Annotated in this window: 19 protein-coding genes; 8 read left to right on the top strand and 11 right to left on the bottom strand. The window is 73.6% G+C overall.

Annotated elements, in window-relative coordinates; all coding sequences use genetic code 11:
- Positions 1-9: 9 nt before the first annotated feature.
- Complete coding sequence (locus JQC91_RS08185) at positions 10-972, bottom strand: tripartite tricarboxylate transporter substrate binding protein (protein ID WP_203286309.1); 963 nt, start codon at positions 970-972, stop codon at positions 10-12.
- 124 nt (positions 973-1,096) lie between these two features.
- Between JQC91_RS08185 and JQC91_RS08180 the strand changes: the two genes are divergently transcribed.
- The gene (locus JQC91_RS08180) at positions 1,097-1,969 is read left to right on the top strand and encodes a LysR family transcriptional regulator (protein WP_203286308.1); all 873 of its coding nucleotides are present in this window, start codon (positions 1,097-1,099) and stop codon (positions 1,967-1,969) included.
- 12 nt (positions 1,970-1,981) lie between these two features.
- On the opposite strand, the gene JQC91_RS08175 is transcribed toward JQC91_RS08180, so the two are convergent.
- The 3 genes from JQC91_RS08175 to JQC91_RS08165 all read right to left on the bottom strand — a co-directional run bounded on the left by JQC91_RS08175 (position 1,982) and on the right by JQC91_RS08165 (position 6,791).
- A complete protein-coding gene (locus tag JQC91_RS08175) occupies positions 1,982-2,665 on the bottom strand; it encodes a GntR family transcriptional regulator (protein WP_203286307.1) in 684 nt (227 codons plus the stop codon).
- 362 nt (positions 2,666-3,027) lie between these two features.
- Complete coding sequence (locus tag JQC91_RS08170) at positions 3,028-4,713, bottom strand: hydantoinase B/oxoprolinase family protein (RefSeq protein WP_203286306.1); 1,686 nt, start codon at positions 4,711-4,713, stop codon at positions 3,028-3,030.
- Positions 4,710-6,791, bottom strand: coding sequence for a hydantoinase/oxoprolinase family protein (locus JQC91_RS08165; protein WP_203286305.1), 2,082 nt, complete (start codon positions 6,789-6,791; stop codon positions 4,710-4,712). Before JQC91_RS08165 ends, JQC91_RS08170 begins: the two co-directional genes overlap by 4 nt.
- A gap of 219 nt (positions 6,792-7,010) precedes the next feature.
- Between JQC91_RS08165 and JQC91_RS08160 the strand changes: the two genes are divergently transcribed.
- Positions 7,011-8,069 carry an ornithine cyclodeaminase gene (locus JQC91_RS08160; RefSeq protein WP_203286304.1) on the top strand — a complete coding sequence of 353 codons (1,059 nt, stop codon included), beginning with the start codon at positions 7,011-7,013 and terminating at the stop codon, positions 8,067-8,069.
- Here the strand turns inward: JQC91_RS08160 and JQC91_RS08155 are convergent.
- The 7 genes from JQC91_RS08155 to JQC91_RS08125 all read right to left on the bottom strand — a co-directional run bounded on the left by JQC91_RS08155 (position 8,066) and on the right by JQC91_RS08125 (position 15,609).
- Positions 8,066-8,548 carry a sarcosine oxidase subunit gamma gene (locus tag JQC91_RS08155; RefSeq protein ID WP_203286303.1) on the bottom strand — a complete coding sequence of 161 codons (483 nt, stop codon included), beginning with the start codon at positions 8,546-8,548 and terminating at the stop codon, positions 8,066-8,068. The two genes, JQC91_RS08160 and JQC91_RS08155, sit on opposite strands and share 4 nt — an antisense overlap.
- The gene (locus JQC91_RS08150) at positions 8,541-11,489 is read right to left on the bottom strand and encodes a sarcosine oxidase subunit alpha family protein (protein ID WP_203286302.1); all 2,949 of its coding nucleotides are present in this window, start codon (positions 11,487-11,489) and stop codon (positions 8,541-8,543) included. The genes JQC91_RS08155 and JQC91_RS08150 overlap by 8 nt, the downstream gene beginning before the upstream one ends.
- On the bottom strand, positions 11,486-11,761 hold the full coding sequence (locus JQC91_RS08145) for a sarcosine oxidase subunit delta (RefSeq protein ID WP_203286301.1): 276 nt from the start codon (positions 11,759-11,761) through the stop codon (positions 11,486-11,488). Before JQC91_RS08145 ends, JQC91_RS08150 begins: the two co-directional genes overlap by 4 nt.
- 4 nt (positions 11,762-11,765) lie before the next feature.
- On the bottom strand, positions 11,766-13,037 hold the full coding sequence (locus JQC91_RS08140) for a sarcosine oxidase subunit beta family protein (protein ID WP_203286300.1): 1,272 nt from the start codon (positions 13,035-13,037) through the stop codon (positions 11,766-11,768).
- Between the two features lie 110 nt (positions 13,038-13,147).
- Positions 13,148-13,924 carry a hypothetical protein gene (locus JQC91_RS08135; RefSeq protein WP_203286299.1) on the bottom strand — a complete coding sequence of 259 codons (777 nt, stop codon included), beginning with the start codon at positions 13,922-13,924 and terminating at the stop codon, positions 13,148-13,150.
- Positions 13,921-14,688, bottom strand: coding sequence for a hypothetical protein (locus tag JQC91_RS08130; protein WP_203286298.1), 768 nt, complete (start codon positions 14,686-14,688; stop codon positions 13,921-13,923). The genes JQC91_RS08135 and JQC91_RS08130 overlap by 4 nt, the downstream gene beginning before the upstream one ends.
- A 105-nt stretch (positions 14,689-14,793) precedes the next feature.
- Positions 14,794-15,609 (bottom strand): IclR family transcriptional regulator, encoded by an 816-nt coding sequence (locus JQC91_RS08125; RefSeq protein WP_203286297.1) that lies wholly within the window; start codon positions 15,607-15,609, stop codon positions 14,794-14,796.
- A gap of 148 nt (positions 15,610-15,757) precedes the next feature.
- Between JQC91_RS08125 and JQC91_RS08120 the strand changes: the two genes are divergently transcribed.
- The 6 genes from JQC91_RS08120 to JQC91_RS08095 all read left to right on the top strand — a co-directional run bounded on the left by JQC91_RS08120 (position 15,758) and on the right by JQC91_RS08095 (position 24,082).
- Positions 15,758-17,356, top strand: coding sequence for a GMC family oxidoreductase N-terminal domain-containing protein (locus JQC91_RS08120; RefSeq protein ID WP_203286296.1), 1,599 nt, complete (start codon positions 15,758-15,760; stop codon positions 17,354-17,356).
- A 177-nt stretch (positions 17,357-17,533) separates the two neighbouring features.
- On the top strand, positions 17,534-18,634 hold the full coding sequence (locus JQC91_RS08115) for a TRAP transporter substrate-binding protein (RefSeq protein WP_203286295.1): 1,101 nt from the start codon (positions 17,534-17,536) through the stop codon (positions 18,632-18,634).
- Positions 18,635-18,718: 84 nt separating this feature from the next.
- Complete coding sequence (locus JQC91_RS08110; protein ID WP_203286294.1) at positions 18,719-19,546, top strand: hypothetical protein; 828 nt, start codon at positions 18,719-18,721, stop codon at positions 19,544-19,546.
- Positions 19,546-21,858 (top strand): TRAP transporter large permease subunit, encoded by a 2,313-nt coding sequence (locus JQC91_RS08105; RefSeq protein ID WP_203286293.1) that lies wholly within the window; start codon positions 19,546-19,548, stop codon positions 21,856-21,858. Before JQC91_RS08110 ends, JQC91_RS08105 begins: the two co-directional genes overlap by 1 nt.
- Positions 21,855-23,153, top strand: coding sequence for a histidinol dehydrogenase (hisD, locus tag JQC91_RS08100; RefSeq protein WP_203286292.1), 1,299 nt, complete (start codon positions 21,855-21,857; stop codon positions 23,151-23,153). The genes JQC91_RS08105 and hisD overlap by 4 nt, the downstream gene beginning before the upstream one ends.
- The gene (locus JQC91_RS08095; protein WP_203286291.1) at positions 23,150-24,082 is read left to right on the top strand and encodes an alcohol dehydrogenase catalytic domain-containing protein; all 933 of its coding nucleotides are present in this window, start codon (positions 23,150-23,152) and stop codon (positions 24,080-24,082) included. The genes hisD and JQC91_RS08095 overlap by 4 nt, the downstream gene beginning before the upstream one ends.
- The last annotated feature ends 57 nt before the right edge of the window (positions 24,083-24,139 follow it).

Raw genomic sequence — 24,139 nt, 5'->3', positions numbered from 1 at the left:
GGACGGGCCTCAGCGCAGGCCGTCGATCACGCCGGAGGTCGCGTCGCGCATCGCCTCGAGCCGCGCGCGGGCCTCGGCGCCGGGGAGGAACTCGGGGACGTTGCCCCGCTCCCGCATGGCGGCGGCGAAGGCCTCCGAGGTGGCCACCCCCTCGAGCATCGCCTGCATGTCCGCGACGGTCTCCGGGTCCGTGCCCTTCGGCGCGAAGGCGACGATGGGCGAGGACACCTCGACGTAGTCGAACCCTTGCTCGGCGACGGTGGGCACGTCGCCCGCGATCCCGTCCCGCTCGGGGGCCAGCAGGCCGAGGACGCGCAGCTCGTTCTCGAAGCCCGCCGCCTGCTGGATGCCGACGACCGCGAAGTCGACCTGCGCGCCGATGACGGCCGCGCGGGTCGGGCCGCCCCCCTTGAAGGGGACGCCCGTCGCCGCGAGGTCGTTGGCGTTCAGGAAGGCCTGCCCCGCCACGTTGTGCGCGCCGCCCACGCCGTTGTGCGCCCAGCGCAGCGCGCCGGGGTCCGCCTCCATCGCCGCGACGAGGTCGGCGAGCGTCTGGTGGGGCGAGCCCGCCGGCACGAGGATCGCGGGGTCGAGGTCGCCGATCTGCGCCACGATCTCGTAGTCGTCGAGCGGCGAGACCGGCGTGTCCTTGAGCATGGAGGTCAGCAGGAACGACCCGGCCGAGGTGATCATCATCGTGCCCCCGTCGGGCCGGGCGCCGGCCGCCTCGGTCGCGCCGGTGATGCCGCCGGCGCCGGGGCGGTTGTTCACCACGAGCGGCACGTCGAGCAGGCCCTCGGACTGGGCCGCCGCGGCGACGGCGCGGGCGAAGGCGTCGGTCCCGCCGCCCGCCGCGTAGGGCAGGATCACGTTCACGGGGCGGCGCGGGGCCCATTCGGCCAGCGCGAGGGTCGGGGTCAGGGCGGCGCAGCCCAAGAGCAGGGCGCGCGTCATCGCGGTGCGTCGGTTCATCTCGGTCCTCCCATCGCCCCGTCTCCCGCCGGGGCCTCCGCCCGACGCCTAGCGCGTTCCACTTGATCGGGATAACGCAATTGTTCGATAGGATGATCTACTATTTGCATGGACCGGCCCCGGCATGAACCTCCGCGCCCTCCGCGTCTTCGTCGGCCTGATGGACGGCCTCGCCGATGGCGGGACGCTGACGCGCGTGGCCGAGCGGATGCACCTGTCGCAGTCGGCGGCGTCGCGGCTGCTGTCGCTGCTGGAGGCGGAGCTGGGCACGCCGCTCTTCGCGCGGGAGCGGCGGCGGATGGTCCCCCTGCCCGCCGCCGAGCGCCTCCACCCCGAGGCCGCGCGCCTGCTCGCGCAGGCCGACGCGCTGGCCGGGTTCGCCGCGAGTGCCCGGCCCACGCCCCTGCGGGTGCTGTGCCAGACCCGGCTCATTCCCGGCATGGCGGTCCCCGCCCTCGCCGCCGCGACGCGGGAGGTCGCGCGGCCCGTCCGCCTCGAGACCGCGCCGCGCCGCGAACTCGCGCGTCGAATGATGGCCGGGCGCCACGACGTGGTCGTCTCGACCCTCCCCGCGCCGGTCGAGGGTCGCCGCACCCTCACCTTGGCCGAGGTGCCGCTGGGCCTCCTGGTCCCGCGAGGGCATCCCGCCGCCGGGGCGGGGGCGCTGGACGTCGCGGACCTCGCCGGCACGCCCTACATCGCGCTCGACGAGACGACGGTGATCCGCCGCATGGTCGATGCCGCCGCCGCGCCCCTGCCCGCGCCCTTGGCCGAGGTCTCGTCGGGAAGCGCGGCCTACCGGCTCGTCGCGGAGGGGGTGGGCTTCACCTTCGCCGACCGCTTGGCGGTGGACCCGGACCTGTGGCCGCGGGTCGCGCTGGTGCCGTGGCGGCGCGACGTCTCCGTGCGGATCGGCGCGACCCTCGCGGGCGAGGCGGGCGGCGCGGCGGCGGCCTTCGTCGACTGCCTGCGCCACGCGGTCGAGGCGGCGGGCTAGCCCCTCGGCGCGCTACGGCTCGAAATACGCCCGATGGCGCTCGGAGATCGCCGCGAGCGTCGGCTCGATCCGCTCGAGGTGACGGCGCAGCACGGCCCGCGCGCCCTCCGGATCGCCCCGGTCCATGGCGGCCAGCAGGTCCTCGTGGTCGCCGATCAGCACGCGCATCCCGTCCGCCTCCTTGAGCGACAGCATGCAGATGCGGTCCACCTGCCCCTTCTTCTCCATCACGAGGCCGAAGGAGAACGCGGCCCCCGCCGCCTCCGACAGGAGGCCGTGGAAGGCGTTGTCGTGCTCGACGAACGCGGCGGGATCCTCCGACGCCACGGCGGCCCGCTGCGCGGCGATGCAGTCGGCGAAGCGATCGACCATCGCCCCGTCCCACCGCGCCGTCGCGCGGCCCACGGTCTCCAGCTCCAGCGCGAGCCGGACGAAGCGCGCGGCCGCGATCCCGGCATGGGAGAAGCGGCGCACCCGCGTCGCGCGCTGCGGCCGGACGAGGAGCAGGTCGAGCTTGCCCAACCGCGCGAAGGCGTCGCGGACCGGCTGGCGCGAGACGCCGAACCGCTCGGCCACCTCAACCTCGGACATCTTGGCGCCCGGCATAAGGCGCAGGGACATGATGTCGGCGTAGAGACGCTCGAACACGATGTCGGCGCTGGTCCTCCGGCGCGTCAGTTCCTCGATCATCGCCATCGCGTCCCCTCCTGACGGGCTGACTTAGTGTGGCGGGCCGGGGAACGCGACTCCGCGATCCCGGCGCGCCGCATCTGGAATGCCGGCATGCCGATGCTTCGGCACGAGGGTCGGCGGCGAGCCGGGAGGAGACGGATGCGGGACGTCATGCTCGCCGGCATCGCGAGGCGGCGCGGTCGCGCTGCGCGCCGCCGTTCCGGGCCTGTCCGCCCGCGCCGACATCGCCCCGCCCTCAGACGACGACGCGGCGCGCTGGTTCGGCGACGCTGACGCCGCCGCCACGACGTCCGGCGAAGGCTCCGACGCGGGCGTCGCGTCGGCCTTGGCGGGGGCGGGCGCTCCGGTGCGCCCGGGGCGGTCGCCTAGGGGTCCTCGCCCCGCCGCGCGGCCGCCAGCGCCGCCGCGGCCTCCGCCTCGGACAGCCCGTAGGTCGCGCGCGCCTCCTCCGCCGAGACGTAGCCCCGCGCCACGTCGCGCATGACCGCCGCCCGCTCCCGCACGGCCGGGTCGCCGTAGCCGCCGCCCCCCGGGAAGGCCATCACCACCCGCGCGCCCTCGGGCACGGCTTGGCGGCCCTTCACCCGCATCGCCGCCCCGTCGGACCGCGCGATCTCCGTCGCCGCCCCCGGCCCGCCGCCGCGCCGCCCCCGCGCGGGATGGTCCCGCCTGTCGAGCATGGCCGAGATGTGGAAGGCGTGCCCCTCCCGCGCGCCCACCTCCATGTGCTGCCCCAGCCCGCCGCGCCGCGCCCCCGCGCCGCCGGACCCCTCGCGCAGCTCCTTGCGCCAGATCACCACCGGCCCCGCATGCTCCGTCGCCTCGACCGGCATGGTCATCACGCCGGACGGGAAGGCCGTCGCGTTCAGCCCGTCCACCTCCGGGCGCGCGCCCGAGCCGCCCGAGTTGAAGGTCAGCACCTCGGCCCGCCGCCCCTCCGGCGTGGTCGGCCGCACGGAGAGCTGGAAGTTGCACAGGCACCCGGCCCCCTCGGCGGGCACCACGCCCGGCACGATCCGGTCGAACGCGTCGAACACCACGTCCGGGACGAAATGGCCCACGATGTGGCGCAGGGCCACGGGCGCCGGATGCACGGCGTTGACGATCGTGCCCTCCGGCGCCGTGACGACGAAGGGCTCCAGCGAGGCGTGGTTGTTCGGGATGTCCGGCGCGATCGCGACCTTGAGCGCGTAGCACGCATAGGCCTTCGTGTAGACCATGGGGCAGTTGATCCCCTTGGCGTCCACGCCCGAGGTGCCCGCGAAGTCCGTGACGATCCGGTCCGCCTCCACCGTGACCGTCGCGCGCAGCGTGATCGGGCGGTCGAACCCGTCCACCGTCATCTCGCCGACCGCCGTCTCGCGCGGCAGGGCCGCGATCCGCGCCAGCGTCGCCCTGCGCGACGCCCCGAGGATGAACGCAGAGACCGAGGCGAGGTCCGCCAGCCCGAACTCCCGCATCGTGTCCACCAGCCGCCGGTGGCCGATCTCGTTGCAGGTCGCCAGCGCGTGCAGGTCGCCCACCAGCTGGTCCGGCTCGCGGACGTTCGCCCGCACCAAGGCGATCAGCGTCCGGTCCACCGCGCCCCGCGCGGCGAAGCGCATGATCGGCAGGCGCAGCCCCTCCTCGTAGACGCTGTCCGCGTCCGCCCCGAAGCCGCGCCCGCCGATGTCCACGACATGCGCGGTGCAGGCGAAGAACCCCACCAGCGCCCCGTCGAGGAAGGAGGGCGTGACGACGGTGATGTCGTGCAGGTGCCCCGTCCCCATCCACGGGTCGTTGGTCAGGTAGACGTCCCCCTCGGCCATCGTCCCGACGCCGATCTCGCGCATGAAGTGCGCCACCGCGTCGGCCATCGCGTTAACGTGGCCCGGCGTCCCCGTCACCGCCTGCGCGAGCATCCGGCCCTCGGCGTCGTAGACCCCCGCGGACAGGTCCCCCGCCTCCCGCACGGAGGTCGAGAAGGCCGTGCGGACCAGCGCCTGCGCCTGCTCCTCCACGACGGAGATCAGCCGCGTCCAGATCACCTGGTGCATCACGTCCGTGGTCATGCGCCCTCCTCCCGCGTCAGGTCGAGGCAGCCGTCGGTCGCGGCCCGCGCGGCGTAGCCCGGCGGCACGATCACCGTCGTCTCCGCCTCCACGATGGCCGCCGGGCCCGGCACACGGTCCCCCGGCGAGAGCGCGGCGCGCGCGACCTCCCGCCCGTCGACCGGCGCCCCCGCCGCCTGGTCGAAGAGCCGCCGCGCGGCCCCCTCCGGCGTCGCGCCCCCGCCCGGCGCGGCCCCCGCGGGCACGACCGGCGCGGGCGGCGTGGCGGCGTTCACGGCCCAGACCGTGATCTCCACGTCCAGCCCCTCGACCGTGCGCCCGAACAGGCGCGCGTAGTCGGCTTCGAACGCGGCGAGGATGGCCCCGGCCTCGGGCGCCGCCGCCAAGGCGGGCGTCAACTCCACCGGGATCTCCCACCCCTGCCCCACGTAGCGCATGAACAGCTTGGCCTCCGTCCCGATCCGCGCGTCCCCGTCGCAGGTCCGCACGAAGCCCGCCGCCTCGTCGGACAGCGCCCGCAGCACCTCCCGCGCCGCCGCCGCGTCGAACTCCGACATCCGCATGTAGGCCGAGCGCGTCGCCTCGAAGGAGAACGGCGCGCGCAGGAAGCCGATGGCGCTCCCCACCCCCGCCCCCGGCGGCACGAGCACCCGGTCGATCCCCAGCTTCTGCGCCAGCCGCCCGGCGTGGAGGGGCGCCGCCCCGCCGAAGGCGATCATGGTGTAGCCCGACAAATCCTCGCCGTTCTCGACCGCGTGGACGCGGGCGGCGTTGGCCATCGTCTCGTCCACCACCTCGGCCACCCCATGCGCGGCGGCGAGGGGATCGAGGTCCAGCGCGTCGCCGACATGCGCCGCCAGCGCGGCCTCGGACGCGGCGGGGTCGAGCGCGATGGTCCCGCCCGCGAAGTTCGCCGGGTCGAGCTTGCCCAGCACGAGGTCCGCGTCCGTCACGCCGGGCCGCGTCCCCCCGCGCCCGTAGCAGGCCGGTCCCGGCTCCGACCCGGCGCTCTCCGGCCCCACCTGAATGCGCCCCATCGCGTCCACCGAGGCGAGCGAGCCGCCCCCCGCCCCGATCTCCACCATGTCGATCACCGGGATGCTGATCGGCATCCCGGACCCCTTCTTGAAGCGGTAGGAGCGCGCCACCTCGAACACCCGCGCCGTCTTGGGCGCGCCGTCGCGGATCAGGCAGATCTTGGCGGTCGTCCCGCCCATGTCGAAGCTGAGCACCCGGTCCAGCCCGTGCCGCGCGGCGACGTCCGCCGCGAACACCGCGCCCCCCGCCGGGCCGCTCTCGACGAGCCGCACCGGATAGGCGGCCGCGTCGTCCAGCGACATGATCCCCCCGCCGGAATGCATCAGGAAGACCGGGCAGTCCGCGCCCTCCCCCGCCAGCCGCGCCCGCAGCCGTCCAAGATAGGAGGCCATCAGCGGCTTCACGTAGGCGTTGGCGATGGTCGTGTTGAACCGCTCATACTCGCGCATCTGCGGCGAGACGTCCGAGGACAGCGAGACCGACACCTCCGGAAGGCGCGCGGCCAGCACGTCGCGCACCATCCGCTCGTGGTCGGGCCGCAGGTAGGCGTGCAGCAGGCCCACCGCCACGCTCTCCACCCCCGCCTCGGCCAGCCGGTCGGCGACCGCCTCGACCTCCGCCACGTCGAGCGGGACCAGCACGCCGCCGCCCGCGTCCACCCGCTCGGCCACCGTGAAGCGCAACTGGCGCGGCAGCAGCGGCTCGGGGAGGCGGAGGTTCAGGTCGTACTGCTCGAAGCGCGACTCCGTGCGCATCTCGATCACGTCGCGGAAGCCCAGCGTGGTCACCAGCGCCGTCTTGGCCCCCCGCCGCTCGATCAGCGCGTTTGTGGCGAGCGTCGTGCCGTGGATCACCTGCGCGAGGTCGGATGCCGGCAGGCCCGCCTCCGCGAGCACCCGCCCCATCCCCGCGACGATCGCGTCCTCCGGCGCGGCGTAGGTGGTGAGCACCTTGGTCGACCAGCGGTCCCCGCCCGCCTCCAAGACGACGTCGGTGAACGTGCCCCCGATGTCGACCCCCAGCCGTGCCCGTCCGTCCATTCCGCGCCCTCCCTCGGGCAGGGTGGATCACGGGCGGGGGGTGGAGGGCAATCCGTCCGTGGGCCCCGCGGGGGCTGCATCGACCCGCCGGCGCACCGCGCATCGGCGAAACGTCCCGCCCCGACCGTCGATCCGCCCCGTTCACCGCGCATCCTGCTCCTTATCGGCCCTCCACTCCGGCGCGCATCGACGCCATCCTGCCCGCGAAGGAGATCCGCGATGAACGCCCAGACCCCCGCCCCCGGCCCGCTCAGCCTCGTCCCGTTCGTGTCCGTGGACGACATGATGCGCCTGATCGCCCGCATCGGCCTGCGCCCGGCGCTGCGGGAGCTGGCGGACTACGTCGAGCGGGACTTCCGCCGCTGGGACGACTTCGACAAGACGCCCCGCGTCGCGGCCCACTCGCCCGGCGGGGTGATCGAGCTGATGCCCACCTCCGACGGCGAGACCTACGCGTTTAAGTACGTGAACGGCCATCCGAGGAACGGGCGCACCGGGCACCAGACCGTCACCGCCTTCGGCGTGCTCTCGGACGTGGCGACGGGCTACCCACTCCTGGTGTCCGAGATGACGATCCTCACCGCGCTGCGCACCGCCGCCACCTCCGCCATGGCCGCCCGCCACCTCGCCCCGAAGGGGGCGAGGACGATGGCGATGATCGGCAACGGCGCGCAATGCGCGTTCCAAGCCCTCGCCTTCGCCGAGGTCGCGGGCATCACGTCCGTCCGCCTCTTCGACGTCGACGCCGCCGCCACCCGGGCCGCCGCCCGCCACCTCCGGGACGCCGGGCTGGACGTGGCGGAATGCACGACGCCCGAGGCCGCCATCGAGGGTGCGCGCATCGTGACCACCTGCACCGCCGACAAGCGCAACGCCACGATCCTCACCGACAACATGGTCGGCCCCGGCGTCCACCTGAACGCCATCGGCGGCGACTGCCCCGGCAAGACCGAGCTGCACCGCGACGTCGTGGCCCGCGCGTCGATGTTCGTCGAGTATCCGCCCCAGACCCGGATCGAGGGCGAGCTGCAGCAGATGCCCGAGGATCACCCCTTCACCGAACTTCACCGCGTGGTGCGGGGCGAGGCGCCGGGCCGGACCTCGGACGACCAGATCACGCTCTTCGACAGCGTGGGCTTCGCGGTCGAGGACTTCTCCGCGCTTTGCTGGGTCCGCGACAAGGTCGGCGGCGACGCCCCGGCGCTCGACCTGCTGGCCGATCCGGACGATCCGCGGGACCTGTTCGGGATGCTGCGGCGCGGCGGAGTGGCGGTCTAGCTCCCGACCCTCACCGTGGCGGCGGTCGCGTCGATCATGGCGCGGTAGTCGGCAGCGTAGGAGCGCGGCACGATCAGGCGCCACGCCTCCGGGGCGCGCCAGAGCGTGACGGAGGTGTGGTGGGACAGGGTCGAGGCGACCGCGCCCTCGGCCATCCCGTCGACGTCGAGGGGCACGAGGCGGGCGAGGACGTCGCGCGCGCCCGGCCCCGACAACGCGACGTGCACGCGGGCCGCCGAGAGGTCGACCACGGCGAGGCCGTCCGGTGCCGCCGTGCCGTCGTGCAGCCACCACCACTTGAGCGGCTCGACGCGCAGAAGCGTGCCGCCCGGTCCGGTGGCCGACAGGCCCGGTCCCGGCGCGGCCTCCACGCCGGCGAGGGCCGCGACCGCCGATCCGGCCTCGGCCAGCGCGTCGGGCCATGCCGCGATCTGCGTCAGGCGCGGCGCGGCGATCTCGGAGACGGTCACCTCAGCCACGCATCCGCCCTCCGTCCGCGTCGAACATGTGGGGCGAGACGACCTCCACCTCGCAGGAGCCGCCGCGCGTCGGGTCGTCCGCCACCGCGGGGCGGCCGTCCCATGCGGCCGCCCCGCCCGAGATGAACCCGAGCCCGATCCAGTGGCCCAGCGCGGGCGAATGCGTCACCGCCGTGACCCATCCGGCGCCCATCCCCTCGGCCTCGCCCGGCGCGTGGAGGATGGAGCCCGCCTTGAAGGTCGCGCTCCGGTCCTTGGGGAAGAGGCCGACGAGCCGGGGGCGGTCGTCCCGCTCCAGCTCGGACCGCCGCCGCAGCGCGTCGCCGACGAAGGCCTTCTTCGTCGAGGCCATGCGGCCCAGGCCCGCGTCGTCCAGCGTCACCCGCCCGTCCAGCTCCGCGCCCGTGACGTGCCCCTTCTCGATCCGCAGCGTGCCCAGCGCCTCCAGCCCGTAGAGGCAGCCGCCCCGCCGCTCGGCCTCGGGCCAGAGCAGGTCCATCATCCCCGGCCCGTCGAGAGCGGGCACGAACAGCTCGAACGCCCGCTCGCCGGAGAAGCTGATCCGCGCGATCCAGCCCTCGGTCCCGTTCGCGAGCCGCATCCGCGCGACCCCCATGAAGGGCAGCGCCGCGTCGGAGATGTCGGAGCCGTCGGCGAGGCAGGCCTCGATCGTCTCGCGCGATCGCGGCCCCGCGACGGAGACCGAGGCCCATGCATCGGTGGTGGAGGCGACGTGGACCCGCAACTCCGGCCACCGGGTCTGGAGCAGCTCCTCCAGCCAGACCATCACCCGGCCCGCGCCGGTGGTCGTGGTGGTCATCAGGAACTCTTCCTCGCCCAGCCGCCACGTCGTGCCGTCGTCCATGACGAAGCCGTCGTCGCGCAGCATCACCCCGTAACGCGCCTTGCCGATTGGCAATTTTAAGAACCCGTTAACGTATACCCGGTTGAGGAACTCCGCCGCGTCCGGCCCCTGCACGGCGATCTTGCCCAAGGAGGACACGTCGCAGATGCCGACCGCCTCGCGCACGGTGGCGGCCTCGCGGACGTAGGCCTCGGCGATGCCCTCGCCCGCGCGCGGATAGAACCACGGACGGCGCCACAGCCCCGCGTCGGTCATCGTCGCGCCGTGGGCGAGGTTCCAGTCGTGCAGCGGCGTGCGGCGGGTGGGCCGGAAGTGCGTGCCGACCGACCGCCCCGCCAGCGCGCCGATGGAGACGGGGGTGTAGGGCGGGCGGAAGCGCGTCGTGCCGACGGCGGGGATCTCGCGGCCCAGCGCCTCGGCCATCAGGGCGAGGCCGATCACGTTGCCGACCTTGCCTTGGTCCGTGGCCATGCCGAGCGTGGTGTAGCGCTTGAGGTGCTCGACGGAGACGAACCCCTCGCGGTGCGCCAGCCGCACGTCCGATGCGGTGACGTCGTGCTGCGGGTCCACGAAGGACTTGCGCGTCACGTCGGGCACCCGGACCTCGTAGAGCGGCGCGATGGGGCGCTCCCACCCCCCCGGCTCGGGCGCGGGGGCCGCCTCGCCCATCGCGCGCTTGGCGGCGGCCTCGCCGGAGGCCGCGCAGCGGGCACGGTCCCACACCCCGGCGGCGGCCCCGGCGAAGTGCAGCGCCTCGCGCGACGGCCCCGGCAGGAAGGTGGCGAGCCCGGCGTCCCACGTCGCCCGCACGTCCCGGTGCGAGCCGAGGTTGACGACCGGCGTCCAGCCCGCGGCCATGCAGAGCAGGTCGCAGTCCAGCCACCCCGCCCCCGCGAACCCGTCGCGCACGGGCCGCGCCATCCGGACCCGCGTCACCCCGCGCGCGCCGTGCGCCTCGGCCACGGTGCGGCCCGCGCGCACGGTCACGCCGTCGGGCGCGTCGGGGGGCGCATCGCGCAGGTCCAGCACCGTCACCTCCGCGCCCGCCCCGGCCAGCACGGCGGCGGGCCCGTAGGCGGAGTCGTTGTTCGCCGCGATCACCACCCGCTCGCCCGGCAGCACGCCGAAGCGGGTCGCGTAGGTCGCCGCCGCCTGCGCCGTCATCACGCCGGGCCGGTCGTTTCCCGCGAAGGCGACCGTGCGCTCCAGCGCGCCCGTGGCCACCACCGTCGCGCCCGCGCGCACCGTCCAGACGCGCTGGCGCGGGAGGGCGGGGTCGGGTGCCGCGAGGTGGTCCGTCACCCGCTCCACCAGCCCCGCGACGCCGTGGTCGTAGAGGCCGAAGGCCGTGGTGCGGAGCATCACCCGCACGCCCGCCTTCTCCAACGCAGCCACCATCTCGTCCCGCGCAGCCCACTCGGAGGGGTCCGACAACAGGTCGCCGCCCAACTCGAAGTCCTGCTCCACGAGGATCACGTCGCGCCCCGCCTCGGCCGCCGTCAGCGCCGCGCGCAGGCCTGCGGGGCCGGAGCCCACCACCAGCACGTCGCACCGGGCGTGGGCCGTCTCGTAGGCGTCCGGGTCCGGCTCCCGCGAGGCGGCGCCCATCCCGGCGGCCCGGCGGATCAGCGCCTCGTAGCGCATCCACAGCCCCGTCCCGCGCCCCCACTCGAAGGGCGGCAGGCCCATGAAGGTCTTGTAGTAGAACCCGGCCGCGAAGAACCGCCCGAAGAGGCCGGAGACGCTTCCTGCGTCCCACCGCACGTTGGGCCATGCGTTCTGTCCCCGCGCCGACAGCCCCTCGTATAGTTCCTGCGCGGTCGCCTTCACGTTCGGCTCGGCGCGCGCGCCCTCGCCCACGGTGACGATGGCGCCGGATTCCTCGACCCCCGCCGACATGATCCCGCGCGGGCGGTGGTACTTGAACGAGCGGCCCACGACCGGATGGCCGGACGCCATGAGCGCCGAGGCCAGCGTGTCGCCCGCGAAGCCCCGCGCCTCCGCCCCGTCCCACGCGAAGCGGATGCGGCGGGTGCGGTCGATGCGACCGCCCGCGTCGAGCCGACGCGCGGTCATTCCAGCGCCTCCGCCAAGCCGGGATGGGCGGGCCGGACGGAGAACACCTCGTGGGTCACGGTGTCCCGCTCGACCCGCAGCCACATGCGGCAGCCGTGCAGGTGGTGCCACGTCTCGACCACGCGGCCCTTGGGGTTGTCGCGCAGGAACACGGCGTCGTGCCACGCCCCGGTCGGCGCATCGAGCGGCGGATACGTCACGGACCCGTCGCCGCCATAGGCGAACTCGGCGTGGTCGCGCGTCCCGCAGAAGGGGCAGTCGAGGCGGATCATCGCGTCACCCGTGCAGCTTGGCGTCGGCGCCCGCGCCGCGCTCGTCGATCTGGAGGCCCCGCGCGAAGCGGTCGAGCGTGTAGTCCGCGACCATCGGGTCGGGCCGCTCGTTGGCGATGAGGTCGGCGAACCACCAGCCCGAGGCGGGCGTCGCCTTGAAGCCCCCGTAGTTCCAGCCCGCGTTGAGGTAGAGGTTCCGCAGCGGCGTGCGGCAGATGAACGGCGAGCCGTCCATGCTCATGTCCATCACCCCGCCCCAGTGGCGCAGCAGCTTGACGCGCCCGAGGCAGGGCAGGATCGACATCGCCGCCTCGGAGACGTCGTGCACGATGGGCAGGTTGCCGCGCTGCGAGAAGGACTTGTACCAGTCGAGGTCGCCGCCGAAGACCATGCCGCCCTTGTCGGACTGGCTGATGTAGAAATGCGCGCCGCCGACGCCGAACACGACCACTTGGTCGAGGAGCGGCTTGAGGGGCTCGGACACGAAGGCCTGCAGCAGGTGGCTCTCGATCGGCAGCCCGCCGAGGCCCGCCATCTGCCAGAGCTGCGAGGTGTGGCCCGCGACGGCGAAGCCCACCCGGCCGGCCTCGATCCGGCCGCGGGTGGTCTCGAGGGCGGTGATCCGGTCGCCGTCGCGCGCCACGCCCGTGACCTCGCAGTTCTGGAGGATGTCGACGCCGCGGCCGTCCGCGCCGCGCGCGTAGCCCCACGCCACCGCGTCGTGGCGCGCGGTGCCCGCGCGGGTCTGCACGGCGGCGCCCACGATGGGGAAGCGCGCGTCCGGGCCGTAGTTCAGGTGCGGCACCTCGGCCCGGAGCCGGTCGAGGCCCCAGATCTCCGCGTCCGGCGTGCCGGTGCGGCGCATGAGGTTGTAGTTGCGTGCCGCCCGGTCCATCGCGCCGGGGGAGTGCTGCAGGGCAATGTGGGATCGCTGGGAGAACATGACGTTGTAGTTCAGCTCGTGGGACAGGTCCTCCCACAGCCGCAGCGAATGCTCGTAGAAGCGCCGGTTCGCGGGCTGGGCGTAGTTGGACCGCACGATGGTCGTGTTGCGCCCGCCGTTGCCCCCGCCGATCCACCCCTTCTCGAGCACCGCGACGTTCGTGATCCCGTGGTTCTCGGCGAGGTAGAAGGCGGTCGCCAGCCCGTGCAGGCCGCCGCCGACGATGACGACGTCGTAGCGCGCCTTAGGCTCCGGGTCGCGCCACTGGCGCGACCAGCCGGTCTGGCCCCGGAGGCCTTGGCGGAACACCTCCCAAGCGGAGAAGCGGGTCATGGCTGCAGGTCCCCCGGTGGTCCCGCGCATGGGACGGGACCGGCCGCCAAACGTCCAGAGGGTCCGCGACGCGACCTATCCCGTCCGCGACACCGGGGCGCCGCCGACGCCTACTCGCCGAGGACCGCCGCCCGCCGCGCGACCACGTCCGCCGGGTAGCGCACCGCGTCGGGCCGCGCGCTGGCCAGACGCAGGTAGCCCAGCACCCGCCCCTCGCGCTTGGGGTCGAGGATGAGCATCTCGCCCTCGTAGACGCGGAAGCGGGTCGCGGCCTCGATGTTGGAGAAGTGCGTGATCAGCAGCAGCGGCCCGTCGCCGTCGCCGCCGTCCCACTCCATCACGGCGTCCATGAGCGCATCGCCCCCCGCCCCGAGCGTCAGGCGCGGGTCGAGGTCGGTCTGCATCCCGTCCATCGTGTCGATGCCGAGCCCGGCCATCCCGCGCTCCATGGCGGCCCACGTGGCCTGCGCGCGGCACCGCTCGGAGGCGAGGACCTTGCCGGGCCGGAGGTCGTTGACGACGACCAGCGCGCCGAACTGGCGCATCTCGTCGGTGCCCGTGTCGGACAGGGGCCGCTGGGCCGCGCAGTCCATCGGGGCGGACGCCTCGTCCTCGGCCGCGTCCCAGTCCGAGGGGCCCGCGCGCATCACGAACACGAGGTCATCGCGGAACAGCTCGTCGAGGATCTGCCACGGCTCGAAGCGGATGACCTCGGTGACGGCCATGTCCTCGGGGGCGGTGACCTCCATCGTCATGGACATCTCGCCGGTGAAGCCGGAGACGGGCGCGATCACCGCGGACCAGTCCGGCCCCTCGATCACGCGCGCCTCCTGGGCGGCGGCAGGCGCGGCGGCGACGGCGGCGGCGAGCAGGGCGGCGCGGATCATTCGGAGGCCTCCGGGAAGTGGCCCACGTCCGGCGCGGCCGAGGCGAGGCGCAGCATCCCCAGCACGCGGTTGCCGCGATCGGGGTCGAGCAGCAGCATTTGCCCCTCGAACACCGTCTCGTCGGTGAGCTCCTGGATGTTGGTGAAGTGCGAGATCACGAGGAGCGGCCCGTCGGCGTCGCCCGCGGCGGGCCCGTCCCACGCGGCGATAAAGTCGCGCATCGCGGCCACGTCCGGCGCGCCCTGCAGCGAGAGCAGCAGGTTCAGCTCGCTCATCGTCTCGATCGGCACGCCGTCGAGGGCGGCGGCGTCCGCATCGAGCATGCCGGCGCGCATCGCCTCCAGCGTCTCCTGGTTGCGGCACCAGTCCGAGACGACGATCCGCCCCGGCACGAGGTCGTTGGCGACCATGAGCGCGCCGAGCTCGTACATCTGGCGCTTGCCCGCGTCGGTCATGATCCGCTGGTTGGCGCAGTCGGTCGGCGCCACGTTCGACGCGTCGCGCATCGACCAGTCCGTCGGGCCGTGGCGCATCAGAAGGACCACGTCGTCGCGGGCCAGATCGCCCAGCGTGGCCCACGGGGCGAAGGTGAGCTCCTCCGTCACGGCGCGGTCCGGGTCGGTCTCGGAGCCGGGCATGACCATCGTCATGCGCCCGCCATCCCCGTCGCGCACGACGGCGCCCGACATCGACTGGGCGGCGGCGGCGACCGGGAGGAGCGCGCAGGCGAGCGCGAGGACTGTGGAGCGGAGCGGTGGGGTCATGGCGGCGGTCTCTTCGGGGCGTCTGGTCCTGAACGCGCAACTTAGCGCAACGATCCCCCCCTTCCTCCCCCGCCGCCGCACATCGTGACCGCGGGGCCGCACCGATCAGTCGCCGAAGAGCGCCGCCCCGAGCCGGGCCGCCCCGTCCGCCATCGCGGGGCGGCGGGCCTCGGCGGCGGCGAGGTCGAGCCGCTGGGCCGGGCCATGCGCCGCGAGCGCGGCGGCGAAGCGGCCCTGCGCGTCGAGGACCGGGACCGCGATGGCGATCATGCCCTCCATGAACTCGCCGTCGTCCGTGGCGTGCCCGCGCCGCGCGACGTCCTCCAGTTCCGCCAGCAGCGCGGCCGGTTCGGTGATCGTGCGGTCGGTGTGCGCCTCCAGCTCCAGCGCGCCGACGAGCGCGCGCCGCCGCGCGGGGGGCAGCGAGGCGAGGTAGCACTTGCCCGAGGCGGTGCAGTGGAACGGCACCTCCGTGCCGACGGGCAGCTGCACGCGGAAGGCCCAGTCGGTCTCGACCCGGTCGAGGTAGCGCATCCCGGCCTCGCCGGGGACGACGTAGTTGACCGTCTCGCCGGTGGTCCGCGCGAGGTCCGACATCACCACCCGCCGCGCCGCCGCCCGGTCGCGCCCCACGAGCGACAGCCCGGCCCCCAGCCGCCGCGCGCGCGGGGCCGAGACGTAGCGCCCGTGCGCATCCTCGCGCATCAGCCAGCCCTCCTCCTCCAAGGTGCGGCACAGGCGGTTCGCGGTCTGCTTGGCGAGGCCCACGCCGCGCCCGAGCTCGGTCGCGGTCATCGGGCGCCCGGCTTGGGTCAGGGCCTCGAGGATCAGCAGCAGCCGCAGGTTCGTCGGGATGCGCCCGGCCCCGTCGCCGGCATCCGCCGCGCCGGCCCCGCCCGGCCTGTCGCCCACCGTCGCCATCCCGCCGATCACCCCCGTCGTCGCGCCCGGCCCGAAACCGGCGCTTGCGAATCCCCGCGGCCACGTTACCGTCATCGGCGACAAAAGCGAGACCATCGGTCTCATTTTTTGCGCGCTTGGCGGGGAGGCCGGGCGTGGGGAGGACAGGGTGGAGTACGACTTCGTCGTCGTAGGGGCCGGATCGGCCGGCTGCGCGCTCGCCGCGCGGCTGTCCGAGAGCGGGCGGCACAGCGTGTGCCTGCTCGAGGCCGGCCCGCGCGACACGAACCCGTGGATCCACATCCCCGTCGGCTACTTCCGCACCATGGGCGACCCGCGCAGCGACTGGCGCTACGTGACCCGGTCCGACCCCGGCCTCGCGGGGCGGTCCATCCCGTGGCCCCGCGGGCGGGTGCTGGGGGGGTCCTCCTCGATCAACGGCCTGCTCTACGTCCGCGGCCAGCCCGAGGACTACGACGGCTGGGCGCAGATGGGCTGCACCGGGTGGGGCTGGGACGAGGTGCTGCCGCTGTTCCGCCGCGCGGAGACGTGGGAGGGCGGCGATCCGGACGGACTCCGGGGCTCGGACGGGCCGCTGTCGGTCCAGAACTCCCGCCTGAGCCGCGAGGTCGTCGACCTCTGGCTCGAGGCGGCGGTGGCCGCGGGCTTCCGGCGCAACCCCGACTACAACGGGGTCGAGCAGGAGGGTGTCGGCCACTTCCAGATGACCATGCGCGGCGGGCGCCGCTGCTCGGCGGCGGCGGCCTACCTCCGGCCCGCGAAGGGCCGTCCGAACCTGCACGTCGTGACCGAGGCGCAGGCCGAGCGCGTGCTCTTCGAGGGGGGCCGCGCCGTGGGCGCGTCCTTCCGGCGGGGCGACGCGACCGAGACGGTCCGCGCGCGGCGGGAGGTGATCCTGTCGGCGGGGGCGATCGGGTCGCCGCAGCTCCTGATGCTGTCGGGGCTCGGCCCAGGGGCGCAGCTGAGGGCGAACGGGATCGAGGTGCGGCGCGACGTCGGGCAGGTGGGCCGCAACCTCCAGGACCACCTCCAGGCGCGTCCCGTGTACCGGACCAGGCTGCCGACCATCAACTCCGAGACCTCCAGCCTCGTGAAGCAGGCGGGCATCGCGCTGCGCTACGCGCTCACGCAGAGGGGGCCGATGACGATGGCGGCCTCCTTGGGGACGGGCTTCCTCAAGACCGACCCGCGCATGGCGACGCCGGACATCCAGTTCCACATCCAGCCGTGGTCCGCCGACAGGCCCGCCGACGGCCCGCACCGCTTCGACGCCTTCACCGCGAGCGTGCTGCAGTTGCGTCCCGAGAGCGCGGGGCATCTGGAACTGACCGGGCCGTCGATGGACGACCACCCCGCGATCCATCCCAACTACCTGTCGACGGAGACCGACCGCCGCACGCTCGTCGAGGGCATCCGCATCGCCCGCCGCATCAGCCGCGCGACCCCGCTGGCCGAGCACGTCACGGTCGAGCACGCGCCGGGGCCGGAGGTGCCGGACGACGACTACGAGGGGCTGCTCGACTGGGCGCGCCGCACCGCCGTCACGATCTACCACCCCACGGGGACCTGCCGCATGGGCCCCGACGACGCCGCGCCGACCGACCCGCGCCTCCGGGTGCGCGGTGTGGACGGGCTGCGGGTGGCCGACTGCTCGATCATGCCGCGCATCGTCTCGGCCAACACCAACGCCCCCGCGATCATGATCGGGGAGAAGGCGGCGGACCTGATCCTGGAGGACGCGCGATGAGACCGGCCGGCCGGGAGGAGGACGGACATTCCGATTGACCGTTCCGGCCCCGGCGTCGGACGGTCGAGACGAAGCGCGGAGGGTTGGGAGGCCCGCGGACGCGCCGATGCCGGGGCAGAGGCCCCTCCCCGGCGGGACGACACGGAAGCGGGGCTTCGGACCAACGGGAGGACGTCCATGTTCAAATCCATCCTGAAGCCCCTCGCGACGGGCGCATGCGCGCTGGCGCTCATGACGGGGGCGGCGCTCGCGCAGACCACCATCCGCGTGCAGTCGGTGCTGCCCGCCACCGCCGACGAGGTGACCATGCTGCAGGAGTTCGCCGACGACGTGTCGGCGCTCACCGACGGCTCGGTGCAATTCGAGATCCTGCCGGCCGGCTCGGTCGTCGGCGTGCAGGAGACGCTCGACGCGGTCGACGCGGGCCTGATCGACGGTGGGTTCGCGTGGACCCACTACTGGGGCGGCAAGCACCCGGCGGCGAACCTCTTCGGCGCGCCCATCGCGGGCGCGGGCGTCGGCCTCGACAACCTCGCCTTCCTGTCGTGGTTCCAGTACGGCGGCGGCAAGGAGCTCTACGACCGCCTCTGGGACGAGATGGGCGTCAACGTGAAGGGCTTCATGCTCCAGCCCGTCGGCCCCGAGGCCTTGGGCTGGTTCCCCGAGCCGATCGAGTCGATGGCCGACTTCCGCGAACTGCGCTTCCGCGCCCCTCCGGGCATGGTCGGCGCGGCCTACTCGGACATCGGCGTGGCCGCCGTGGCGATGGGCGGGGGCGACATCCTGCCCGCGCTGGAGAAGGGCACGATCGACGCCGCCGAGTGGTGCTGCCCCAAGCCCGACAGCGTGTTCGGCTTCCAGAAGGTGCTCAAGCACTACTACCTGCAGGGCCTGCACCAAGTGGTCGTCAACGCGGACCTCTACATCAATGGCGACGTCTACGACGGGCTGACCGAGCTGGAGCAGAAGGCCATCGAGGTCGCGGCCAACGCCTCGCTGTCCAAGTCGATGTCCTACCGCATCTGGGAGAACGGCAAGGCCCTCAAGGACCTGACCGAGAACCACGGCGTGCAGTTGCACGACACGCCGGAGGACTACTTCACGGAGTACATGGCCGCCGCCCGCGCCTCGCTGGAGGCCGCCGCCGCCGAGAACGAGTTCTTCGCGGAGGTGTGGCAGTCGCAGAAGGACTTCGCGGAGGTGGCCGTGCCCTTCTGGGCCGGCGCGCAGACGTCCAACGCCAACCTCGGCAAAGCCTTCGTGGATTCGATGGAGTGATCCGCCCGCGGCGCCCCTCCGGGGGCGCCGCTTCCTTCCGCGAGCGCCCCCGGAGGGGCGCTTCCGCAAGGGAGAGGGGATCTCGTGGGCGACGCCACCGACAGCGCGACCGGCCTCGCCCGGTCCACGGCCCGCATGGCGCTGGTCGCGGCCGCCGCGAGCGTGCCCGTGCAGGCCGAGATGCTGCGCCCGGACCTTCATCTCGTCGACCCGCCGCTCGACCCGCTGATATGGGCCGAGGCCGCCGCCCGCGCGGCGTGGCTGGCCACGGGGGCGCTGGCCCTCGGGACGGCGGCGGCGATGCTCTCGGGCCGGGTGCGCGCCGGCTGGATCGTGGCGGCCTGCGCGGGGGTGGCCGCGACCGCCGCCGCCGGATGGGCGGTCCGCTGGGTCGTCCCGCTCGTGCCGGAGCTGCTGCCCGTCGCGCCCCCGCTCCTGGGCGCCGGAGCCCTCGCGGGGGCCACGGTGCCGCCGCTCGCGGCGCTGGCCGTCCTGCGTCGGGCGGCGCCATGGCGCCTCGTCGGCGTGGCCCTCTGCGCGGTCGGGGCGGCCGCGCTCGCGGGGATGCCGCGCGCCCTGTCCCCGGACACGACGGTCTTCGCGGACCTGTTCGCCGCCGACGCATGGGACCGTCTCGCCCTCCTGCCGCTCGTGGCGGGCACCCTGATCGCCGCCGCCCCGGGCCGGGGCGGGCCGGCCTGCGCCCTCGCGGGCCTCGCCGCCGCGGGCCTCGCCGCCGGAGCCGGGCTGACGGCGGGCTTCCTCGGGATGATGGGGATGCCGGCCCTCTACCTCGACTACCCGCGCGCCTTCGCGGCGTGGGCCACGCCCCACGCGGCCCTGACGCTCGGCCTCGCGGCCCTGATCGCGGCGCTCGCCGCCCACACGCTCTCCCGAGGAGGACGACCCTGATGGCCACGACCCAGTCCGAGATCGGCGAACTCGAGATCGCCGACGAGCTGATCGCGGAGCGGCGCGCCGAGGCCCCGGGGCAGACCCCCGAGGACATGGCCCCGTGGATGAGGCCGTGGGTCGCCGCCATCGACATCGTCAACCTCTGGGCGGGGCGGATCATCTGCCTGCTGATGATCCCGCTGATCCTCGCCATCGTGTTCGAGGTCGTCTCGCGCAACGCCTTCGCCATCCTGACGCAGAACGGCATGAACGACGTGGCCGTCGCGTGGGGGCTCGGTCCGACGCTCTGGGTCTACGACGTCAGCCGCATGATCGGCGGCGTGCTCTTCATGGGGGCGGCGGGCTACGCGCTGATGCGGGGCGTGCACATCCGGGCGGACTTCCTCTACCGGACGTGGTCGTCCAAGACCCAGGCGACCGTCGACGCGGTGCTCTACCTGATCCTCTACATCCCCGCGATGCTGTTCTTCACGTGGGTGTCGGCGGAGTACTGGTGGAAGGCCTTCTCCGTCGGGGAGACCGCCGCCGACAGCACGTGGGCCCCGATCCTCTGGCCGGCGCGCCTCGCGATGCCGGTGGGGGCGTTCCTGCTGCTGATCCAAGGCATCCCAGAACTCTTCCGGGCCCTCCACCAGATGGGCCCGCAGCGCGCGCGGGGCTTCGTGCGCCTGCTGCCCCTCTATCTCGCGGCCCTCGCCGCCATCACGGCCAGCGTGTTCTTTCCGGACGCCGTGCCCTTCGACGAATGGGCCGAGGCGGCATTCGCGGGCGGCCCGGACGTCTCCAAGCCGACCATCGGGCTGTGGATGCTGGGCGCGATGCTGTTCGCGATCTTCGTGGGCTTCCCGATCTCCTTCACGCTGATCTTCCTCGGGTTCGTGTTCGGGACGTGGGGCGCGTCGTTCAAGCTCGCCACCTTCCTGATGACGCTCCAGACCAACTCGGTCATGCTGTCGGACCAGCTCGTCGCGGTGCCGCTGTTCATCTTCATGGGCATCGTGATGGAGCAGGCGGGCCTGATGGAGCGGCTGTTCCAAGCCGTGCAGATGATGATGTCGCGCACGCGCGGCGCGCTCTACGTGGCCGTGCTCTTCGTCTCGACCATCTTCGCGGCGGCCACCGGCATCGTCGGCGCCTCCGTCACGATCCTCGGGATCATGGCGGCGCGGACCATGAACAAGTCGGGCTACGACGTGAGGCTGGCGGCGGGCACCATCACCGCGGGGGGCACGCTGGGCATCCTGATCCCGCCCTCGATCATGCTGATCGTCATGGGGCCGGTGCTGGAGGTGCCCGTGACCGACCTCTTCCGCGCGGCGATCTTGCCCGGCGTGATGCTGGCCGGGCTCTACCTCCTCTACGCGCTGGGGCGCTGCTGGCTGAACCCGTCGCTGGGACCGATCCTGCCGCCCGAGGAGCAGCCCGTCACCTCGCGCTTCTACCTGCTGGAGATGATCCTCGTCTTCGCCGCGCTCATCGTCTTCGTCTGGCTGATCGGGCGCGGGATCTCGCAGGGCTTCGGCTTTCCCATGGGCGCGGTCGTCGTCCCGCTCGCATGGGTCGGCATCATGTACGCCGCCTACACGTGGACGAACCGCGCGCGGCCCGGCGGCTTCTTCTTCTCGGACCTCTGGTACGAGTTCTTCATGGGCCTCGTGCCGCCCACGGTCCTAATCGCCTTTGCGCTGGGGTCGATCCTCGCGGGCTGGGCCACACCGGCCGAGGCGTCGGCCTGCGGCGCGTTCGGCGCGGTGCTGCTGAGCGTGCTCTACCGAAAGTTCACGATCCCCGGCCTCTACGACGCGCTGATCAAGTCGCTGGAGATCACGGTCCTGATCATGTTCCTCGTGGCGGCCTCCAACTTCTTCGGCGCGGTCTTCTCGAACCTCGGCACGCCGAAGATGCTGACCGAGCTGCTGCTGGCCATCGACCTCAGCCCCGTCCTCGTCCTGATCCTCATCATGGCGCTGATCTTCCTGCTGGGCTGGCCACTGGAATGGGTGCCGATCGTGCTCATCATCGTTCCGATCCTCGTCCCCACGGTCCTGTCGCTGGACCTCGGGTTCGAGGACACGAACGACCTGCTCGTGTGGTTCGCAATCCTCGTGGCGGTAAACCTTCAGACCGCGTGGCTCAGTCCGCCGGTCGCCTTGTCGGCCTACTTCCTCAAGGGGGTGGTGCCGGAATGGGATCTCAAGGACATCTACCTCGGGATGATGCAGTTCATGGTGATCCAGCTGATCGGCCTGATCCTCATCTTCACGTTCCCCCAGATCGCCCTCTGGCTGCCGGAGTATCTCTCGCGATGATCAAGCTGAAGGAAGCCGCCCGCACCGCCCGCACCGGTGCCGCCGACGTGTCGCAGACGGTGCGCGACATCCTCGCCGACATCGAGGCGCGGGGCGACGAGGGGGCGCGGGACTACGCCGCCCGGTTCGACGCCTACGACGGCCCCGTGGTCATGGACGCGGACGCCATCGCCGCCGCGAGCGCCCGGGTGCCGCAGAAGCTGCGCGACGACATCGCCTTCGCCCACGACAACGTCCGCCGCTTCGCCGAGGCGCAGAAGACGTCGATGCGGGCCTTCGACATGGAGTTGCGCCCCGGCCTGACGACCGGCCAGCGCCTGATCCCCGTCTCCGCCGCCGGCTGCTACGTGCCGGGCGGGCGCTACTCCCACGTGGCCTCCGCCATCATGACCGTCACGACGGCATCGGTCGCGGGTGTCCCCCACATCGCCGTCGCCTCGCCGCCCGGCCCGGAGGGTATCGCCCCCGCCATCGTCCACGCCGCGCATCTCTGCGGCGCGGACGCCATCCTCGCGATGGGCGGCGTGCAGGGCGTGGCGGCGATGACCTACGGCCTGTTCGGCCTGCCGCAGGCCGACATCCTCGTAGGCCCCGGCAACCAGTTCGTGGCCGAGGCCAAGCGCCAACTGTTCGGGCGCGTCGGCATCGACATGATCGCGGGACCCACGGACTCGCTCATCCTCGCCGATGCGACCGCCGACCCCGAGATCGTGGCCGTCGACTTGGTCAGCCAAGCCGAGCACGGCTACAACTCCCCCGTCTGGCTCGTCACGGACGACCGCGCGCTGGCCGAGGCGGTCATGGACCGCGTGCCCGCGCTGATCGCCGACCTGCCGGGCACCAACGGCGAGAACGCGGCCAAGGCATGGGCCGACTACGCCGAGGTCATCCTCTGCGACGGGCGCGAGGAGATGGCGCGCGAATCCGACCGCATCGCGCCCGAGCACCTGACCGTGCTGGCGGAGGACCTCGACTGGTGGCTCTCGACGCTCACCGCCTACGGCTCGCTCTTCCTCGGCGAGGAGACGACGGTGTCCTTCGGCGACAAGGCGTCGGGGCCGAACCACGTCCTGCCCACGAGCGGAGCGGCGCGCTACACGGGCGGGCTGTCGGTGCACAAGTACATGAAGGTCGTCACGTGGCAGCGCGCCACCCGCGAGGGCGCCCGCCCGGTCGCCGAGGCCACCGCCCGCATCTCCCGGCTGGAGGGGATGGAGGGCCACGCCCGCGCCGCCGACGTGCGGCTGGCTAAGTGGTTCCCGGGCGAGAACTTCGACTTGAGCGCCGCGGAGTGAAGGCCCTCGTCTACACCGGCCCCGAGGTGCTGGAGGTCCGCGACGTGCCGGAGCCCGACGCCCCCACGGTCGTCGCCGTCGACCGCGCCGGCATCTGCGGCAGCGACATGCACGCCTATCTCGGCCACGACGACCGCCGCCCCGCGCCGCTGATCCTCGGCCATGAGGCGGCGGGCACGGTGGGCGACCGCCGCGTGACGATCAACCCGCTCGTCACCTGCGGCCAGTGCCCCGCCTGCCTGCGCGGCGCGACCAACCTCTGCCCCACGCGCCAGATCATCTCGATGCCGCCGCGCGAGGGGGCCTTCGCCGAGCGCGTCGCCATCCCCGAGGGCAACCTGATCGACACCGCCCTGCCCTTCGCCAAGGCCGCCTTGGCCGAGCCGCTGGCCGTCTGCTGGCACGCCGCCCGGCTGGGCCTGCGCCTGTCGGAGGTGGAGCGCGCCATCGTGCTGGGCGGCGGGGCCATCGGGGTGGGCTCCGCGCTGGCGCTGGCCGCGATGGGGGTGGAGGACGTCACCGTGGTGGAGCCGAACCCCCTGCGTCGCGCAACGCTGGGCGCGATGGGCCTGCGCGCGGTGGAGGCGGGCGATGGCCCCACCGACCTCGTGGTCGACGCGGTGGGCTACGGCGCGACGCGGGCGACCGCGAGCGGCCTCGTGCGCCCCGGCGGGGCCATCGTGCATGTCGGGCTGGGGGACGCTGCGCCCGGCCTCGACGTGCGGCGCCTGACCCTGCAGGAGATCGCCTTCCTCGGCACCTACGCCTACACGGCGGACGACTTCCGAGACACGGTCGCGGCGATGGAGGACGGGCGGCTAGGCGCGCTCGACTGGACCGAGGAGCGCCCCCTCTCCGAGGGCGCGCGCGCCTTCGCCGACATCCGCGCGGGCAAGGTCGCGGCGCCCAAGGTGCTGCTGGTGCCATGACACGAAACGACGGAGCGCATCGACGGGCCGCGGCGCGGCGATCCTTCCTCTCCGGGA

It is taken from the genome of Jannaschia sp. Os4 (assembly GCF_016820245.1).
Taxonomy (GTDB): domain Bacteria; phylum Pseudomonadota; class Alphaproteobacteria; order Rhodobacterales; family Rhodobacteraceae; genus Jannaschia.
This window is presented reverse-complemented; position numbering and strand designations above follow the sequence as displayed.

What these genes read in the sequence shown, in the direction of transcription:
- JQC91_RS08140 (WP_203286300.1), bottom strand. Translation starts at nt 13,037, where the DNA reads ATGACCCGCTTCTCCGCTTGGGAGGTGTTCCGCCAAGGCCTCCGGGGC.
- JQC91_RS08130 (WP_203286298.1), bottom strand. Translation starts at nt 14,688, where the DNA reads ATGACCCCACCGCTCCGCTCCACAGTCCTCGCGCTCGCCTGCGCGCTC.
- JQC91_RS08150 (WP_203286302.1), bottom strand. Translation starts at nt 11,489, where the DNA reads ATGACCGCGCGTCGGCTCGACGCGGGCGGTCGCATCGACCGCACCCGC.
- JQC91_RS08145 (WP_203286301.1), bottom strand. Translation starts at nt 11,761, where the DNA reads ATGATCCGCCTCGACTGCCCCTTCTGCGGGACGCGCGACCACGCCGAG.
- JQC91_RS08165 (WP_203286305.1), bottom strand. Translation starts at nt 6,791, where the DNA reads ATGGACGGACGGGCACGGCTGGGGGTCGACATCGGGGGCACGTTCACC.
- JQC91_RS08105 (WP_203286293.1), top strand. Translation starts at nt 19,546, where the DNA reads ATGGCCACGACCCAGTCCGAGATCGGCGAACTCGAGATCGCCGACGAG.
- JQC91_RS08135 (WP_203286299.1), bottom strand. Translation starts at nt 13,924, where the DNA reads ATGATCCGCGCCGCCCTGCTCGCCGCCGCCGTCGCCGCCGCGCCTGCC.
- JQC91_RS08125 (WP_203286297.1), bottom strand. Translation starts at nt 15,609, where the DNA reads ATGGCGACGGTGGGCGACAGGCCGGGCGGGGCCGGCGCGGCGGATGCC.
- JQC91_RS08115 (WP_203286295.1), top strand. Translation starts at nt 17,534, where the DNA reads ATGTTCAAATCCATCCTGAAGCCCCTCGCGACGGGCGCATGCGCGCTG.
- JQC91_RS08185 (WP_203286309.1), bottom strand. Translation starts at nt 972, where the DNA reads ATGAACCGACGCACCGCGATGACGCGCGCCCTGCTCTTGGGCTGCGCC.
- JQC91_RS08160 (WP_203286304.1), top strand. Translation starts at nt 7,011, where the DNA reads ATGAACGCCCAGACCCCCGCCCCCGGCCCGCTCAGCCTCGTCCCGTTC.
- JQC91_RS08170 (WP_203286306.1), bottom strand. Translation starts at nt 4,713, where the DNA reads ATGACCACGGACGTGATGCACCAGGTGATCTGGACGCGGCTGATCTCC.
- hisD (WP_203286292.1), top strand. Translation starts at nt 21,855, where the DNA reads ATGATCAAGCTGAAGGAAGCCGCCCGCACCGCCCGCACCGGTGCCGCC.
- JQC91_RS08175 (WP_203286307.1), bottom strand. Translation starts at nt 2,665, where the DNA reads ATGGCGATGATCGAGGAACTGACGCGCCGGAGGACCAGCGCCGACATC.
- JQC91_RS08180 (WP_203286308.1), top strand. Translation starts at nt 1,097, where the DNA reads ATGAACCTCCGCGCCCTCCGCGTCTTCGTCGGCCTGATGGACGGCCTC.